The organism is Streptococcus uberis, assembly GCF_900475595.1.
GTDB lineage: Bacteria > Bacillota > Bacilli > Lactobacillales > Streptococcaceae > Streptococcus > Streptococcus uberis.
Map to the genome: position 1 here is coordinate 647,359 of NZ_LS483397.1, position 16,357 is coordinate 663,715.

At 36.8% G+C, this 16,357-nt stretch carries 17 protein-coding genes; 13 read left to right on the forward strand and 4 right to left on the reverse strand.

The features are described from left to right. Nucleotides 1–16: 16 nt before the first annotated feature. The 7 genes from DQM95_RS03635 (at nucleotide 17) to DQM95_RS03665 (ending at nucleotide 8,778) form a co-directional block, all read left to right on the forward strand. The gene (locus DQM95_RS03635) at nucleotides 17–1,222 is read left to right on the forward strand and encodes a pyridoxal phosphate-dependent aminotransferase (protein ID WP_037592326.1); all 1,206 of its coding nucleotides are present in this window, start codon (nucleotides 17–19) and stop codon (nucleotides 1,220–1,222) included. A gap of 19 nt (nucleotides 1,223–1,241) precedes the next feature. Then, nucleotides 1,242–2,588 carry an asparagine--tRNA ligase gene (gene asnS / locus DQM95_RS03640; RefSeq protein WP_012658150.1) on the forward strand — a complete coding sequence of 449 codons (1,347 nt, stop codon included), beginning with the start codon at nucleotides 1,242–1,244 and terminating at the stop codon, nucleotides 2,586–2,588. A 265-nt stretch (nucleotides 2,589–2,853) separates the two neighbouring features. After that, nucleotides 2,854–3,744, forward strand: coding sequence for an RNase adapter RapZ (gene rapZ, locus DQM95_RS03645; RefSeq protein WP_037592325.1), 891 nt, complete (start codon nucleotides 2,854–2,856; stop codon nucleotides 3,742–3,744). After that, nucleotides 3,741–4,718, forward strand: coding sequence for a YvcK family protein (locus tag DQM95_RS03650; protein WP_012658152.1), 978 nt, complete (start codon nucleotides 3,741–3,743; stop codon nucleotides 4,716–4,718). Before rapZ ends, DQM95_RS03650 begins: the two co-directional genes overlap by 4 nt. Continuing rightward, a complete protein-coding gene (gene whiA / locus DQM95_RS03655) occupies nucleotides 4,715–5,626 on the forward strand; it encodes a DNA-binding protein WhiA (RefSeq protein WP_037592324.1) in 912 nt (303 codons plus the stop codon). The genes DQM95_RS03650 and whiA overlap by 4 nt, the downstream gene beginning before the upstream one ends. Before the next feature lie 62 nt (nucleotides 5,627–5,688). Next, on the forward strand, nucleotides 5,689–7,086 hold the full coding sequence (locus DQM95_RS03660) for a C69 family dipeptidase (RefSeq protein WP_037592323.1): 1,398 nt from the start codon (nucleotides 5,689–5,691) through the stop codon (nucleotides 7,084–7,086). Nucleotides 7,087–7,221: 135 nt separating this feature from the next. After that, nucleotides 7,222–8,778 carry a zinc ABC transporter substrate-binding protein AdcA gene (locus DQM95_RS03665; protein ID WP_111685940.1) on the forward strand — a complete coding sequence of 519 codons (1,557 nt, stop codon included), beginning with the start codon at nucleotides 7,222–7,224 and terminating at the stop codon, nucleotides 8,776–8,778. A gap of 92 nt (nucleotides 8,779–8,870) precedes the next feature. Here the strand turns inward: DQM95_RS03665 and DQM95_RS03670 are convergent, their stop codons facing one another. The 3 genes from DQM95_RS03670 to DQM95_RS03680 form a co-directional block, all read right to left on the reverse strand. Beyond that, nucleotides 8,871–9,131: a type B 50S ribosomal protein L31 gene (locus DQM95_RS03670; RefSeq protein WP_012658156.1), complete on the reverse strand. Its 261-nt coding sequence runs from the start codon at nucleotides 9,129–9,131 to the stop codon at nucleotides 8,871–8,873. Between the two features lie 107 nt (nucleotides 9,132–9,238). After that, nucleotides 9,239–10,174 (reverse strand): DHH family phosphoesterase, encoded by a 936-nt coding sequence (locus tag DQM95_RS03675; protein WP_037592322.1) that lies wholly within the window; start codon nucleotides 10,172–10,174, stop codon nucleotides 9,239–9,241. Nucleotides 10,175–10,181: 7 nt separating this feature from the next. Continuing rightward, entirely contained in the window at nucleotides 10,182–10,616 is a 435-nt protein-coding gene (locus tag DQM95_RS03680) for a GNAT family N-acetyltransferase (protein WP_037592321.1), read from the reverse strand. Between the two features lie 149 nt (nucleotides 10,617–10,765). Between DQM95_RS03680 and DQM95_RS03685 the strand changes: the two genes are divergently transcribed. Continuing rightward, nucleotides 10,766–11,572, forward strand: a complete 807-nt coding sequence (locus DQM95_RS03685; RefSeq protein ID WP_012658159.1) for a transporter substrate-binding domain-containing protein — start codon at nucleotides 10,766–10,768, stop codon at nucleotides 11,570–11,572. A 5-nt stretch (nucleotides 11,573–11,577) separates the two neighbouring features. Further along, nucleotides 11,578–12,636, forward strand: a complete 1,059-nt coding sequence (gene hisC, locus DQM95_RS03690; protein ID WP_037592320.1) for a histidinol-phosphate transaminase — start codon at nucleotides 11,578–11,580, stop codon at nucleotides 12,634–12,636. Nucleotides 12,637–12,652: 16 nt separating this feature from the next. Here hisC and yghU read toward each other — a convergent pair whose 3' ends face one another. After that, on the reverse strand, nucleotides 12,653–13,432 hold the full coding sequence (yghU, locus tag DQM95_RS03695) for a glutathione-dependent disulfide-bond oxidoreductase (protein WP_012658161.1): 780 nt from the start codon (nucleotides 13,430–13,432) through the stop codon (nucleotides 12,653–12,655). Nucleotides 13,433–13,638: 206 nt separating this feature from the next. Between yghU and DQM95_RS03700 the strand changes: the two genes are divergently transcribed. From DQM95_RS03700 to rplS, 4 genes are all read left to right on the forward strand, one after another. Further along, nucleotides 13,639–14,088: a flavodoxin gene (locus DQM95_RS03700; protein WP_037592319.1), complete on the forward strand. Its 450-nt coding sequence runs from the start codon at nucleotides 13,639–13,641 to the stop codon at nucleotides 14,086–14,088. A 71-nt stretch (nucleotides 14,089–14,159) separates the two neighbouring features. After that, nucleotides 14,160–14,447: a chorismate mutase gene (locus tag DQM95_RS03705; RefSeq protein ID WP_407574488.1), complete on the forward strand. Its 288-nt coding sequence runs from the start codon at nucleotides 14,160–14,162 to the stop codon at nucleotides 14,445–14,447. After that, nucleotides 14,431–15,648, forward strand: coding sequence for a chloride channel protein (locus DQM95_RS03710; RefSeq protein WP_111685941.1), 1,218 nt, complete (start codon nucleotides 14,431–14,433; stop codon nucleotides 15,646–15,648). Before DQM95_RS03705 ends, DQM95_RS03710 begins: the two co-directional genes overlap by 17 nt. Nucleotides 15,649–15,771: 123 nt before the next feature. Next, the gene (gene rplS / locus DQM95_RS03715; RefSeq protein ID WP_001068667.1) at nucleotides 15,772–16,119 is read left to right on the forward strand and encodes a 50S ribosomal protein L19; all 348 of its coding nucleotides are present in this window, start codon (nucleotides 15,772–15,774) and stop codon (nucleotides 16,117–16,119) included. Nucleotides 16,120–16,357 lie beyond the last annotated feature (238 nt).

Genomic DNA, 16,357 nt, shown 5'->3' on the forward strand with positions numbered 1-16,357 from the left:
AAATGAAGGAGAAGGAATGACAAAGTTATCTAAACGTGTTTTAGAAATGAATGAAAGTATCACTCAAGCAGCAGGTGCTCGTGCGAAGGCCTTAAAAGCGGAAGGACGTGATATTTTAAGTTTGACTTTAGGTGAACCTGATTTTGTGACACCCAAAAATATTTGTCAAAAAGCTATTTCATCCATCGAAAATGGGAAAGCAAGTTTTTATACGATTGCTAGTGGGATGCCTGAGTTAAAAAAAGCTATTGCCACCTATATGGAAAATTATTATGGTTATTCTGTTACAAATAACCACATTTTAGCAGCAACGGGTGCAAAGTTTGTGCTCTATGCTTTTTTTATGGCCGTTTTGAATCCTGAAGATGAGGTTATTATTCCGACTCCTTATTGGGTTTCCTATGCAGATCAAGTTGAAATGGCTGAAGGTGTTCCTGTTTTTGTTGACTGTCAAGAATCAAATCATTTTAAGGTTACAGTTGAGCAGTTAGAAACAGCTCGTACTGAGAAGACCAAAGTTCTCTTAATCAATTCCCCCTCAAATCCAACTGGTATGATATATGAAAAAGAAGAATTACAAGCAATTGGAGACTGGGCTGTTGAGCATGATATCCTGATTCTGGCTGATGATATATATGGTCGCTTGGTTTATAATGGGAATCATTTCACACCAATCTCAAGTTTATCAGAAAGTATCCGCAATCAAACCATCACTGTTAATGGGGTTGCTAAAACCTATTCAATGACAGGTTGGCGCGTGGGATTTGCTGTTGGTAACCCAGAAATCATTTCAGCAATGTCCAAAATTATTGGTCAAACAACCTCTAATTTAACCACTGCTGCTCAATATGCTGCCATTGAAGCTTTTACTGGAGATCAAAGTGCAGTGGAGGAAATGCGACTTGCTTTTGAAGAACGCTTAAATACGATTTATCCATTGCTAAACCAAGTCCCTGGTTTTAATGCTGTTAAACCACAAGGAGCATTTTATCTATTTCCAAATGTCTCTAATGCTATGGAAATGACTGGTTTTACAGATGTTACAGCTTTTACAGATGCTATTTTAGAAGAGGTTGGTGTGGCAATGGTAACAGGAGCAGGCTTTGGCTCCCCTCAAAATATCCGTTTAAGTTATGCAACTGATATGGAAACCTTAAAAGAAGCTATTCGTCGATTAAATGCTTTTATGGATAAACACACATTGGATAGCTTTAAAAAATAAAATATAGAAAAGAGAGAATATGTCTACTGAATTAATTGCAATCAAAAACGTTAACAAACATGTTGGTGAGGAAATTACCATTGGTGCCTGGGTTGCCAATAAATCAGGGAAAGGTAAATTAGCCTTCTTACAATTACGTGATGGGACTGCCTTTTTCCAAGCTGTTGCCTTTAAACCAAATTTTATTGAAAAGTTTGGTGAAGAAGTTGGAGCAGAAAAATTTGATACTATCAAACGCTTAAGTCAAGAAACATCTGTTAAAGTAAGCGGAATTGTCAAGGAAGATGATCGTTCAAAATTTGGTTACGAATTGGATATCACAGACTTGGAAGTTATCGGTGAATCAGTAGAATATCCTATTACACCAAAAGAACACGGAACGGATTTCTTGATGGACAATCGTCATCTGTGGTTACGTTCGCGCAAACAAATGGCTATCATGCAAATTCGTAATGCCATTATTTACGCTACTTATGAATTCTTTGATCAAAACGGCTTTATTAAGTTTGATAGCCCAATTTTATCGGGTAATGCAGCAGAAGATTCGACTGAGCTCTTTGAAACGGATTATTTTGGAACACCGGCTTATTTAAGTCAATCCGGTCAATTGTATCTTGAAGCTGGAGCTATGGCTTTAGGTCGTGTATTTGACTTTGGTCCTGTTTTTAGAGCTGAAAAATCAAAAACCCGTCGTCATTTGACAGAATTTTGGATGATGGATGCTGAATATTCCTTCTTAAATCATGACGAATCCTTGGACCTTCAAGAAGCTTATGTTAAAGCTTTAATCCAAGGGGTTATTGATCGCGCCCCTCAAGCACTTGAGATTTTAGAACGTGATGTCGATGCTCTCAAACGTTATATTGCAGAACCATTTAAACGCGTTTCTTATGATGATGCGATTTCACTTCTACAAGAACATGAAGCTGATGAAGATACTGATTATGAACATTTAGAACACGGCGATGATTTCGGTTCTCCGCACGAAACATGGATTTCAAATTATTTTGGAGTACCAACATTTGTCGTTAATTATCCAGCAAGCTTTAAAGCCTTCTATATGAAGCCAGTACCTGGAAATCCTGAACGTGTTTTATGTGCCGATTTACTTGCACCAGAAGGTTACGGCGAAATTATTGGTGGTTCTATGCGTGAAGATGATTACGAAGCACTTTCTGCAAAAATGGATGCTTTAGGTATGGATAAATCTGAATACGAATTTTATCTTGATTTACGTAAATACGGCTCTGTTCCACATGGTGGATTTGGAATTGGTATTGAACGTATGGTAACATTTGTTGCGGGAACAAAACATATTCGTGAAGCTATTCCATTCCCACGTATGTTACACCGTATTAAACCATAATCAGAATTGAAGCAGGCCTTTTCATCCAATCCAGCCATTCAGGTTTTCAACTTCTCCTAATACAGTCAGAAAATCAAAGTGAATGAAATAAGCCAAAATACCTATTTTTATAGGTATTTTCTTCATTATAGATAGGGTTTATTGAAATCTTTAGGCCTTGAACGTTGATAAAAAGAAAGTTCTTTTCAAAATAAGACCGTTTTTGACAAGCTTTCTAAGACATCATTTTTATATGATATAATGAAATTAAGAAAGGGGTCGAAAAATGTCACAAAAAAAAATTGATCTTGTTATCGTTACAGGGATGAGTGGAGCAGGTAAGACAGTTGCTATCCAATCTTTCGAAGATTTGGGTTATTTTACCATTGATAATATGCCTCCAACTTTAGTTCCAAAATTTTTAGAAATTATTGAACAAAATAATGATAATAAGCGTGTTGCACTAGTTGTGGATATGCGAAGTCGTACTTTCTTTAAGGAAATTACCCTTATTCTAGATCAGATTGAACAAAATTTTGCTATTGATTTTAGAATACTTTTCTTAGATGCAACAGATAATGAACTTGTATCACGTTATAAAGAAACCAGAAGAAGCCACCCGCTCGCTGCTGATGGTCGAGTGATGGATGGTATCAAGTTAGAGCGGGAATTATTAGCTCCCCTTAAGAGTATGAGTCAAAATGTTGTCGATACATCAGATTTAACACCAAGACAACTCAGACAAGTTATCACTGAACAATTTTCAAGTGATTCTAATTCAGTATCGTTCCGAGTTGAAGTGATGAGTTTTGGCTTTAAATATGGAATACCTCTAGATGCCGATTTGGTTTTTGATGTCCGTTTCCTACCAAATCCTTATTATCTTCCTGAATTGAGGGAAAAAACAGGATTGGATCAGGAAGTCTATGATTATGTGATGAAGTATCAGGAATCAAATGATTTTTACAAACACTTGGTGGAACTGATTTTACCAATTCTGCCAGGTTACCAAAAAGAAGGAAAGTCCTTACTAACCATTGCAATTGGTTGTACAGGAGGACAACATCGAAGCGTAGCTTTTGCCCATAGACTAGCCGAAACTGTTAAGAAAGATTGGCCTGTCAATGAAAGCCATCGCGATAAAGACAAACGTAAGGAAACTGTAAATCGATCATGAAAAAACCCAAAATGACCGTAATAGGTGGTGGTACGGGTATTCCCGTTATCTTAAAAAGTTTACGCAATGAAGCCGTTGATATCACAGCAGTGGTCACTGTTGCTGATGATGGAGGTTCTTCTGGAGAAATTCGAAATGCCATGCAAGTGACACCTCCTGGTGATCTTCGTAATGTGCTTTTAGCAATGAGTGACATGCCGAGATTTTATGAAGAAGTTTTTCAATACCGTTTTAATGAAAATGATGGTGTTTTGGCGGGGCATCCCCTGGGAAACCTAATTATTGCTGGCATTTCAGAAATGCAAAATTCTACTTATAACGCCATCCAAATTTTAACCAAATTTTTCCATATTACAGGTCGTGTTTATCCCTCAAGTGAGCAAGCTTTGACCTTACATGCAGTCTTTCAAGATGGCCATGAAGTAACAGGTGAGAGTCATATCGCTGAATATTCAGGTATGATTGACCATGTCTATGTGACCAATACCTATAATGATGAAAAACCCAAAGCTAGTCGAAAAGTGGTTGACGCTATTCTTGAAAGTGACATGATTGTGCTAGGTCCTGGTTCACTTTTCACCTCAATATTGCCAAATTTAGTGATTCCAGAAATTAATGAAGCGCTTAGAACGACTAAAGCAGAGGTTGTCTACATTTGCAACATCATGACACAACATGGTGAAACAGAACACTTTTCTGATGCTGATCACCTCGCTGTATTAAATAAACATTTGGGGCAAGACCTAATCGATACAGTCTTAGTTAATATTGAACAGGTCCCTAAAGCTTATATGAACAGTAACAAATTCGATGAATATTTGGTCCAAGTTGAGCATGATTTTCAGGGCTTGCGCAATGAGGCTAAAAAAATCATTTCCTCCAATTTCTTACGTTTGGAAAATGGCGGAGCTTTTCATGATGGTGATTTAGTTGTAGAAGAATTGATGAACTTAGTAAGGGAAAGACAGTTATGAGTTTCACGACAAAGGTTAAAGAGGAATTAATCCATCAATCCACAACTGATAAGAAAGAACTATCTGCTATTATCAAACTTTCTGGAAGTTTAAGCTTAAATCAACAAGCTCTAACCCTTGCTATTACAACGGAAAATGCGAAAATAGCACGCTATATCTATTCTCTTTTTGAAAGTTATTACGCGATTCAACCCGAGATTAAATATCACCAGAAGACAAATCTTAAGAAAAATCGTGTCTACACCGTTTTGATTAACCAAATGGTGGATAAGATTCTATCTGATTTAAAGCTGGCAGATTCATTTTTTGGACTTGAGACAGGTATTGAGTCGGAAGTGTTAACAGATGATGAACTTGGCAGATTTTATTTAAAAGGTGCATTTTTGGCATCTGGCACTGTAAGAGATCCAGAATCTGGAAAATACCAATTGGAAATTTATTCTGTCTATCTTGACCATGCACAAGATTTAGCTAAATTACTTCATAAGTTTATGCTTGATGCCAAGACAATTGAGCATAAAAGTGGCGCAATAACCTATCTTCAGAAAGCTGAGGATATTATGGACTTTCTCATTGTTATTGGAGCAATGGAGAGTAAAGATGCTTTTGAATCTGTAAAACTTTTACGAGAAGCACGTAATGATATTAATAGAGCTAATAATGCTGAAACAGCAAATATCGCCAAAACAATCAAGGCAAGCATGAAAACCATCAACAATATTGTAAAAATCATGGAAACTGTTGGTCTCGAAAGTTTGCCCATTGAATTACAACAAATTGCTCAAATGCGTATTAATCATCCGGATTATTCTATTCAGGATATTGCGGATCATTTAGAGTTTCCCTTATCAAAGAGTGGCGTTAATCACCGCTTACGAAAACTCAATAAAATTGCAGATGATTTGTAACAACTATGATGACCTCATAAGGCTATAGAAAAATAAATAGAAAAAGGATAGGAGAATATCAAATGGGTTGCACTACTATACTAGTTGGAAAAAAAGCTTCTTACGATGGCTCAACCTTGGTTGCTCGTACGGAAGACTCTGCGAATGGTGATTTCACGCCCAAAAAAATGGCATTAATGACAGCGGAAAACCATCCTAAACAGTATCAATCCGTCTTGTCAACTTTTTCAATTGACTTACCAGATAATCCTTATACCTATACCTCTGTCCCAGATGCTCTAGGTAAAGATGGTATTTGGGGAGAGGCCGGTGTTAACGAAAAAAATGTTGCAATGAGTGCAACTGAAACCATCACAAGTAATCCTAGAGTCTTAGGGGCGGATCCTCTGGTTGAATCTGGAATTGGGGAAGAAGATATGTTTACCTTGGTCTTACCTTATATTTCTACGGCTCGAGAAGGTGTTTTACGGCTAGGTCAATTACTAGCTCAATATGGAACCTATGAATCAAATGGTATTGCTTTTTCGGATAAAGATGAGATTTGGTGGCTAGAGACAATTGGTGGTCAACATTGGATTGCTCGAAAAGTTCCTGATGATGCTTATGTGACGAATCCAAATCAGTTAGGAATGGATCATTTTGAGTTCAATAACCCAGAAGAATTTTTATGTTCTGATGATTTAAAAGACTTTATCGTCAAATACCATCTTGATTTAACTTATAGTAATCAGCATTTTAATCCTCGCTATGCTTTTGGAAGTCAAAGAGACAAAGATCGTCACTACAATACCCCAAGAGCTTGGATGATGCAAAAATTCCTAAATCCAGAAGTTGAGCAAGACCCAAGAAGTTTTGATATACCCTGGTGTCGAAAACCATACCGAAAAGTGACAATAGAAGACATTAAATATGTTTTAAGTAGTCATTATCAAGATACACCATATGATCCCTATGGACCTGAAGGAAATGCTGTCAGTCAAAAGACTTTCAGAACAATTGGAATCAATAGAACAAGTCAATTATCTATTTTACAGATTAGACCAAATCTACCAGAAGCGATTAGGGCTATCCATTGGTTAGCCTTTGGCTCAATGCCATTTAATACTATGGTTCCATTTTTCACACAAGTGACGACTTTCCCGGATTATGTTACAAATACTGAGGAAGATGTTTCGACCAATAATTTCTACTGGGTAAACCGTCTGATTGCTGCCATTGCAGATCCTCATTTCAAACATCATGAGTCAGATATTGAAAATTACATGGAAAAGACTATGGCTCAGGGACATTTTATGTTGCATCAGGTTGAAGAGGCTGTCTTAAACAATGAGCATATTGACTTGACTCAAAAAAATCAAGAAATGTGTGATTACATTCAAGTGGAAACTCAAAAATTGTTAAACAAAGTCTTATTTGATGCTAGTAATTTAATGACCAATCGTTTCGGTTCTAGTGACTAATTATAAAAGTATAATTTAACTAAACTTGGTTAAATTATACTTTTTTTGATGCTAGAAACAAAAAAACTTGCAAAAAAATATCAGTGTGGTATACTTAACCAGTGAACTGTTAACCGGTTAATAAAAGGAGGCATTATGAAGAAAAAAACACTTGTCATGATGGGATTGGCAGGACTAGTAGTAGGCGGTCAACTCTATCAAGCCAAAGCAGTTTTAGCAGACCAAGAAAAACTCAAAGTGGTAACCACTTTTTATCCTGTTTATGAATTTACAAAAGGTGTGGTAGGTAAAGAGGGAGATGTTTCCATGCTGATGAAGGCTGGAACTGAGCCACATGACTTTGAACCCTCAACAAAAGACATTAAAAAAATACAAGATTCACAAGCCTTTATTTATATGGATGACAACATGGAAACTTGGATTCCAGAAGTGAAAAAAGCTATTAAGTCGAAAAAAGTAGCCTATATTGAAGGTACTGGCGACATGATATTAGCAGCTGGAACGGAAGAAGGTCACGATCATGAAGGAGAAGATGACCATCATCATGATGGTGAAGATAAACATGGTCATGAAGAACATAGTCATAAATTTGATCCACATGTTTGGTTATCTCCATATCGCAGTATTTCTGTCGTTGAACATATACGTGATTCACTTTCTAAAAAATATCCAGAAAAAGCAGAAAAGTTTAATGCCAACGCTCAAGCCTATATTGAAAAATTGAAAAAGCTTGATTCGGAATATACAGAAACTTTATCATCTGCTAAACAGAAGAGTTTTGTGACGCAACACGCGGCATTTGGATATATGGCATTGGATTATGGCTTGAATCAGGTTGCTATTAATGGTATTTCAGCAGAGAGTGAACCATCAGCTAAGCGTATTGCTGAATTGTCTAAATATGTTAAAAAATATGATATTAACTATATCTATTTTGAAGAAAATGCTTCAAATAAAGTAGCTAAGACCCTTGCAAATGAAGCAGGTGTCAAAGCTGTTGTTTTAAGCCCTCTTGAAGGTCTGACCCAAAAAGAAATGGATAAGGGAGAAGATTACTTCTCTGTCATGCGTGACAATTTAAAAGCCCTTCAGTTGACAACCGAACGTGAAGGTAAGGAAATTGAGCCAGAAGAAGATGCAAGTAAATCTGTTTATAATGGTTATTTCAAAGATTCTGAAGTCAAAGACCGTAAATTAAGCGATTGGTCTGGTGATTGGCAGTCCGTATATCCATACTTACAAGATGGTACCCTTGATCAGGTTATGGATTACAAAGCCAAAAAGTCTAAAGGTGAAAAATCTGCGAAAGAATTCAAAGACTATTACGAAGCAGGTTATAAAACAGATGTCAACAAGATTCAAATTGATGGCAAAAAGAAAACCATCACTTTTGAAAGAAATGGGGACAAGAAAACCTTTACTTATCAGTATTCAGGCAAGAAAATCTTAACATATGAAAAAGGAAACCGTGGTGTCCGTTATATGTTTGAAACTAAGGATAAAGATGCGGGCGAATTCAAATACATTCAATTTAGTGATCATGGCATTGCTCCCGAAAAAGCAGGACATTTCCACATTTATTGGGGTGATCAAGGACATGATGCCCTTGCTTCAAAATGGGATCATTGGCCAACTTACTATGGTTCTGATTTAAGTGGTCGTGAAATTGCCCAAGAAATGAATGCTCATTAAGTTCCCCTTGTTAAAAGAACTGAATTCAAATTCAGTTCTTTTTTTGATAAAAAAACCCACTTCCAAAAAGAAGTGGGTTGATAATAAAAAGCTTATTTTGCTGCGTTTGCGTCTTTGAGACCGTATTTTTTGTTGAAACGATCGACACGTCCGTCTGCTTGTGTGAATTTTTGACGACCAGTGTAGAATGGGTGTGAATCTGAAGAAATTTCTACACGGATAAGAGGATAAGTTTCCCCTTCAAACTCAATAGTTTCTTTGCTAGATTTAGTAGATCCGCTAAGGAACTTGTAACCTGTAGTTGTATCTAAAAATACAACTGGACGATAATCTGGATGGATGTCTTTTCTCATCTAAAAAAATTTCCTTTCTGCCATGGTGCTCGTGCCCCATAGTTATTAACCTAACTAATATAACAAATTTCCTTATTTTTGACAAGGCATTTACCAAATAATTTTAATTATTCTTCAAAAAGAGCTTGCATTTCATTAAAAATTTGGTCATTTTCTTCTAAACTATAAGAGTTAGCCCCACTTGCTAGTGGATGTCCACCACCATCGTGATTTTTAGCAATGCCATTAATCACTTTGGATTTGCTGCGCAATCTGACACGATAGTGCCCCTCCTCTAACTGAACAAAAATCGCCCAGACTTGAACAGTGTCAATTTTTCCAGGTGTTGCCACAATAGCAGAGCTTTCAGCAGGCGTAATATCAAATGCTTTTAAAACATCTTGAGTTAGAACAACACGGGCAACGCCTTTGTCAGTCATTTCCAAATGGTCAAAAACGTAACCTTGTAATTTGGCAATTTTTAAAGGGAATGAATCCATTTGTCTTGAAATAGCTGAAAAATCAAAGTCAAATTGGCGTAATTTAGCAGCGATCTCAAAGGTTTTATCAGTTGTTGCAGGGTATAAAAAGCGACCTGTGTCACCAATAATACCAATATATAAAAAGCGAGCAATAGTTGCTGTTAAGTCAAGCTGACATGAGAGAGCAAAGTCTGCAATAATTTCACTAGCGCTAGATGCATTTGTATTCACATGACAGATATCCCCGTATGGGTCTTCATTAGGATGATGATCTATTTTGATAAGATAGTCTCCTTTAGTATATCGACCACCATCAATACGTGGTTGATTAGCAGTATCAAGGACAATGACAAGTGCTTTATCATAATCTGACTCGGATACAGAGTCCATGCAACCAATCCAAGTTAAACTAGGTTCATCAAAGCCGCACGCTAGCACTTTTTTATCAGGAAAATGTGTTTGAATCAGTTCTTTAAGTCCCAACTGACTCCCAATGGCATCGGGGTCAGGATTTTGATGTCGCTGGATAATGATGGTTTGGTAGTGTTTAATTTTTTCTAAAATTGCTTGAAAATCAGTCATGAATGCCTCAATCTTTCTTTATCATGTCAATGTGGGGAATGTTATCTTCTAAATAAACGTCAGAAATAGCTTCAAAGCCAAAAGAACCATAAAAATTCTGAAGATAGGCTTGTGCTTGAGCAAATACTGGCCTGTCTGGGTAGTGTTCTTGACAATAATCCAAGGCTTTTTCAACTAAGGATTTCCCATAGGCTTTCTTTCGGTACTCTTCAACGACCAAAACACGACCTAATTTGATGCAATCATGATCTGGTATCAGACGGCAATAGCAAAGTAAGGCCCCTTCTTGATTCTGTTTAAAGAGATGAATGGATTCTTTATCGAAATCATCTATTTCAGGATAAGGACATTCTTGTTCCACAACGAATACAGTAACCCGTTCTTTTAGAATGTCAAATAATTCTTCTGTTGTTAAGTCTTGAAAAGCTTTTATTTTCCACATAGCTAGAACTCCTTGATCGCATTTGCTATGACTATTATAACATAAAGAATCTCAGAAAATACAAAAATGTAGGTATAATTATTCATTTAGTTATTGACAATTGAATAATTATGTTATAAGATATAACACATATCGAAAAGGAGAAGCAAATGAAAACGAAAAAAATACTAAAAGCTGCAATTGGATTAATGACTCTAGTGTCAATGACCGCTTGTTCAACAGAAAATAGCAAAGATACTCAGGATAAAATCGTCGATAAAGGAACTTTGGTAGTTGCGGTGAGTCCAGATTATGCTCCATTTGAGTTCCAGACTTTAAAAGATGGTAAAAATACTATTGTTGGGGCAGATATCACTTTAGCTCAAGATATTGCTAAAGAACTCAAGGTAAAATTGAAATTATCTCCTATGAGTTTTAATAATGTCTTGTCTAGTCTTCAATCTGGCAAAGCAGATATTGCCATTTCCGGTATTTCATACACTAAGGAAAGATCTAAAGTGTATGATTTCTCAAAATCATACTATGATACGGAAAATGCCATTGTTGTCAAAAAAGACAAGTTGACAAGCCTAACGTCTATGGCTTCTTTAGCAGGTAAAAAAGTTGGGGCACAAAAATCGTCTATCCAAGAAAACCTTGCTAAAACACAATTAAAAGATTCACACATTGTTAGTCTAACTGATATGGGTGAGGTGGTAAACGAACTTAAAAACGGGCAACTTGATGCCATAACAATGGATGGTCCTGTTGCAACTGGTTATGTTGCTCAAAATAAAGATCTAGCCATCGTTGATTATACTTTCAAAACCAATAATGCAGATGCTAAGGTTGTAGCTATGCCAAAAGGGTCCCCAAAACTTCAAAAGACGATTAATAAGGTTGTTGAAAAGGTTAAAGGTGAGACCTTTAAAGGCTACATAGAAGAAGCAGCACAGTATACAGAAAGTCAGAAATAAAGCTTATGAATGCCATCAGAGGTTTACGTGACCTTAAAGCCTTTGTTCCAGGTGAACAACCAAATGAAAAAGAAATTATCAAGCTTAATACCAATGAGAACCCCTATCCTCCAAGCCCAAAGGTCTCTGAAAAATTAAACAATTTCAATGTAGATCAGTTAAAGCGTTATTCACCTGTCGAACAAATTGCTTTGAGAACAGCAATTGCGAATCACTTGGGAATCACAAAAGACATGGTCATGATTGGAAGTGGCAGTGATGAGGTCTTAGCTATGGCTTTCTTAGCTTTCTTCAATAATCCAGAACCTATCTTATTTCCCGATGTCACCTATGGTTTTTATAAAGTATTGGCTGAACTATATGGCATTCCCTTTCAAGAAATCCCATTAGATGAATCGTTTGAACTGACAAATCAAGGGTATTTACAAAAAAATGGTGGTATCGTTCTAGTGAATCCTAATGCTCCAACAGGCTTAGCAAAACCTTTAACTGAGATTGAAGACCTTTTAAAAGCTAATCCACGTGTCATGGTTGTTGTAGATGAGGCTTATATCAGCTTTGGAGGTCAATCAGCTCTTTCACTCGTAAAAGATTACCCAAACCTATTTATCGTTCGAACCTTTTCAAAGGATGCCTCGTTGGCTGGATTACGTGTTGGGTATGGGATTGGCCATCCTGAAATCATCCAGCTCATGCACGCTATTAAAGATTCTGTTAATCCTTATAATTTGGATAGTATTGCTGAAGCATTAGCTATTGCAGCTGTTGAAGACTGGACTTATTATGAGGGGACCATAGCAGCTATTTGCCAAACCAGAGATTGGTTCAGTCAGGAACTGAGTCAGCTTGGTTATAAGGTTTTACCGAGTTCTACCAATTTTCTTTTGGTAAAACCGCGGAGCTTTTCAGCCAAATACCTTTATGAAACCTTAAAAGAAAAGCACATTTATACTAGATACTTTGCTGACGCTGATAGAATCAAAGATTATTTAAGAATCTCAATAGGTAGTCAAGAAGAGATGGAAAGTGTTCTGAGCATTATTAGAGAATTGGAAAAAGGATAGCCTTAGCTATCCTTTTTTAATCAATTTCTATGAGATTTTTTGTAAGAGCACTTTTGACAGCAGGTCTTTGTCCAATACGGTCAGCCCATTCTTGAAGATTATGATAGTCAGCTACATTTAAGAAAGTAGCTGCATCCTTATAAAGACGATCTTGAACAAGTTGACCATACCAAGACCAAATGGCAATATCAGCAATGCTATAAGCGTTTCCTGCAATATAGTCTTTTGTTGCCAACTCTTTATCTAAAAGGTCCAACTGGCGTTTTGTTTCCATGGTGTAACGATTAATGGGATATTCTAATTTTTCAGGTGCATAATGGAAGAAGTGGCCAAAGCCCCCTCCAACAAAAGGCGCTGCCCCAGTTTGCCAAAATAACCAGTTGAGAATTTCATGACGTTCAATGGCATTTTCTCCTAAAAAGTGATGGTATTTCTCTGCAAGATAAAGAAGGATATTTGCCGATTCAAAAAGACGAATGACCTTCTCAGAACTCTTATCAAGCATTGCAGGTATTTTAGAATTGGGATTTATTGAAACAAAGTCACTTCCAAATTGTTGTCCATCCCCAATTTTAATTTTATAAGCCTCATAATCGACATCTTTGATACCTAATGCTATCAATTCTTCTAACAGTATTAAAGGTTTAATACCATTAGGTGTTGCCAAAGTATAGAGTTGATAGGGTTGAGGACCTTGTGGTAATTTTTGCTCAAAACGACTACCGGCAGTTGGTTGATTATTATCATCGACCTTTGCCGTATTTTGCCAAACGTCAGGTAAAATATAGTCAGTCATATATGAACCTCCTTGTCTTTGATAGTGTCATCATATCAAAAATGACTTTTTTCTACAAAGAAAGAAACTTGTCAAGAATTGACAAACCCAGGATTTAATGTGTTTAGAATATAGAAAATGCCTTACGCTTTTAAAGCATGAATTGACTAGTGATTTTCTTTAAAAAATGTGATAGAATAAGTACAGTTTAATTTTTGGAGGAAAATATGGCATTAGCAAAAATCGTTTATGCCAGCATGACCGGGAATACTGAAGAAATCGCTGATATTGTGGCAAATAAACTGCAAGAATTAGGGCATGACGTTGAATGCGACGAATGCACTTCAGTGGATGCTTCAGAATTTGAAGATGCTGATATAGCAATTGTTGCAACCTATACATACGGCGATGGTGATTTACCAGACGAAATCGTTGATTTTTATGAAGATTTACAAGATTTGGATCTTTCTGGAAAAATATATGGTGTTGTTGGCTCTGGTGATACCTTTTACGATTATTTTTGTAAATCAGTTGATGAATTTGAAGAACAGTTTGCTCTAACTGGAGCAGTCAAAGGCGCAGATTCAGTAAAAGTAGATCTAGCAGCTGAAGATGAGGATATTGACAATTTAGAGGCTTTTGCAGAAGCTATTTCGGAAGCTGCAAATCAACTTTAAGTCACTAGAAACAAATGGAAATGCTAGGTATGACCTAGTTTTTTTCTTTTTAACGATGAAAAGAGAGTATTGTGTTGGATTTAGTAAAAATCAGAACTGAAATTGATAAGATTGACCAAGAATTGGTACAATTACTTGAAAAACGCTTAGAATTAGTGTCTTTTGTAGCTGACTATAAGAAAAATAATAAGCTTGATGTACTAGATAGGAATCGTGAAGAAGTTGTCCTTGAAAAGGTAGCTTCAACTGTAAAAAATAAAAAACTTGAAAATGCGATTAAGCTGACTTATCAAGGCATTATGGCAAGTTCGCGTCATTATCAAAAAGAAAGATTGAAGAAACATGACGAACATCAGTGAATTAAAAATAGTTAATCTCAAAGAAACGACTCTCCTGTCATTATTTGCCCTTGTTATAGGACTTGTGGTAGGAGTTATTGATTTTATTTTTGGTAAAGGACTTCTTGACATATCAGCCTTTAGAGACAATCATCTGATCATGTTGCTACCATTTCTAGGACTTGGAGGTTTGTTGATCGTCTATCTCTATAATCGCTTTGGGGGTAAGGCTAAAGCTGGTATGGGACTTATTTTTGATGTTGGTCGTGCCCAAGAAGAGGACATACCACTCGTTCTGATTCCTTTAGTCATTTTTTCAACCTGGCTAACCCATTTATTTGGGGGAAGTGCTGGACGAGAAGGAGTAGCAGTACAAATTGGTGCTACTCTCTCTCATTACTTTGCCCCCTATACCAAAAATAAAGATCTTTCAAAACCATTTTTACTCATTGGAATGTCGGCAGGTTTTGCTGGACTTTTTCAGACGCCTTTGGCGGCAATTGTGTTTGCACTTGAGATTTTAGTATTAGATAGTATCAAGTTGAATGCTTTAATTCCAATGACTCTGGCTGCGCTGACAGCATCAGCGACTTCCCATAGATTAGGTTTAGAAAAATTTTCGGTTGCTATTGGGAACCCAGAACCGATTACCCTTTTATTAGTGCTTAAACTTGCCCTATTAGGACTTTTATTTGCCGTTGCGGGAAATGTATTTGCCTACCTGCTTTCTTATGGCAAAAACCTACTTGCTGAACGCTTCCCTAATCCCTACTTACGAATTGCTGTAATGGGTTTGCTATTGAGTTTGCTTTTATTTCTCTTTTATCAGGGGCGATACAGCGGCTTAGGAACTAATTTGATTCAACTATCATTCACAAATCATGCGATTAAGCCTTACGATTGGTTCTTTAAGCTATTCTTTACAGTTGTAACCATTGCTGCGGGTTTTCAAGGGGGAGAAGTCACCCCTCTCTTTTCCATAGGTGCTTCTTTGGGAATCGTTCTAGCCCCTATTTTTGGTTTACCCCTCGAAACAGTTGCTGCCCTTGGTTATATTTCTGTTTTTTCTAGTGCTACGAATACCTTTTTAGCTCCCTTCTTGATTGGTTTTGAAGTCTTTGGACCAGAACATTTTTTGTATTATTTTATCGTACTTGTTTTTGCCTATAGTATCGATCGCAAGCACAGCATTTATCCAAAGCAAAAGCTCCAACTTTTGTAAAGAAAAAAACTTTACAAGATTTTCTTTTTATAGTAAAATAATCCTTGTGTGTAATGGACACATGAAATTACGGCTAATCCGCTGGGACAAGTACTTATGATTAGTAAGATAGGAGAATAGAAAATGAATCCATTAATCCAAAGTTTGACAGAAGGTCAACTTCGCTCTGATATCCCTGAATTCCGCGCTGGAGACACTGTACGCGTTCACGCAAAAGTTGTCGAAGGAACTCGCGAACGTATTCAGATCTTTGAAGGTGTTGTTATTTCACGTAAAGGTCAAGGAATTTCAGAAATGTACACAGTACGTAAAATCTCTGGCGGTATCGGAGTTGAGCGTACATTCCCAATTCACACACCACGTGTTGATAAAATTGAAGTTGTTCGCTACGGTAAAGTTCGTCGTGCGAAACTTTACTACTTACGTGCATTACAAGGTAAAGCAGCACGTATCAAAGAAATCCGTCGTTAATCTAAGATACCAAGGTTGTCTAGAAATCGACAGAAAATTAGGAAACTGCCTCTGTGACATTGTCACAAGGCAGTTTTTTTATTCTCCGAAATTTCAGCCCGAGCTCAATTCATAAAAAAGATGAAAAGTTCCTCAGAGGAGAAAAGCAAAAATAGGAATCTCGACGAAGAGACCTAGGACTCTAGGGAAGATTATCTTTTTTGCCACACTCGTAGGCCGTGCTCAGTTGCGTCGAGAA

Bases quoted from the DNA above. Each gene is read 5' to 3' on its own strand.
- DQM95_RS03635 (WP_037592326.1), top strand. From the start codon at position 17: ATGACAAAGTTATCTAAACGTGTTTTAGAAATGAATGAAAGTATCACT.
- asnS (WP_012658150.1), top strand. From the start codon at position 1,242: ATGTCTACTGAATTAATTGCAATCAAAAACGTTAACAAACATGTTGGT.
- rapZ (WP_037592325.1), top strand. From the start codon at position 2,854: ATGTCACAAAAAAAAATTGATCTTGTTATCGTTACAGGGATGAGTGGA.
- DQM95_RS03650 (WP_012658152.1), top strand. From the start codon at position 3,741: ATGAAAAAACCCAAAATGACCGTAATAGGTGGTGGTACGGGTATTCCC.
- whiA (WP_037592324.1), top strand. From the start codon at position 4,715: ATGAGTTTCACGACAAAGGTTAAAGAGGAATTAATCCATCAATCCACA.
- DQM95_RS03660 (WP_037592323.1), top strand. From the start codon at position 5,689: ATGGGTTGCACTACTATACTAGTTGGAAAAAAAGCTTCTTACGATGGC.
- DQM95_RS03665 (WP_111685940.1), top strand. From the start codon at position 7,222: ATGAAGAAAAAAACACTTGTCATGATGGGATTGGCAGGACTAGTAGTA.
- DQM95_RS03670 (WP_012658156.1), bottom strand. From the start codon at position 9,131: ATGAGAAAAGACATCCATCCAGATTATCGTCCAGTTGTATTTTTAGAT.
- DQM95_RS03675 (WP_037592322.1), bottom strand. From the start codon at position 10,174: ATGACTGATTTTCAAGCAATTTTAGAAAAAATTAAACACTACCAAACC.
- DQM95_RS03680 (WP_037592321.1), bottom strand. From the start codon at position 10,616: ATGTGGAAAATAAAAGCTTTTCAAGACTTAACAACAGAAGAATTATTT.
- DQM95_RS03685 (WP_012658159.1), top strand. From the start codon at position 10,766: ATGAAAACGAAAAAAATACTAAAAGCTGCAATTGGATTAATGACTCTA.
- hisC (WP_037592320.1), top strand. From the start codon at position 11,578: ATGAATGCCATCAGAGGTTTACGTGACCTTAAAGCCTTTGTTCCAGGT.
- yghU (WP_012658161.1), bottom strand. From the start codon at position 13,432: ATGACTGACTATATTTTACCTGACGTTTGGCAAAATACGGCAAAGGTC.
- DQM95_RS03700 (WP_037592319.1), top strand. From the start codon at position 13,639: ATGGCATTAGCAAAAATCGTTTATGCCAGCATGACCGGGAATACTGAA.
- DQM95_RS03710 (WP_111685941.1), top strand. From the start codon at position 14,431: ATGACGAACATCAGTGAATTAAAAATAGTTAATCTCAAAGAAACGACT.
- rplS (WP_001068667.1), top strand. From the start codon at position 15,772: ATGAATCCATTAATCCAAAGTTTGACAGAAGGTCAACTTCGCTCTGAT.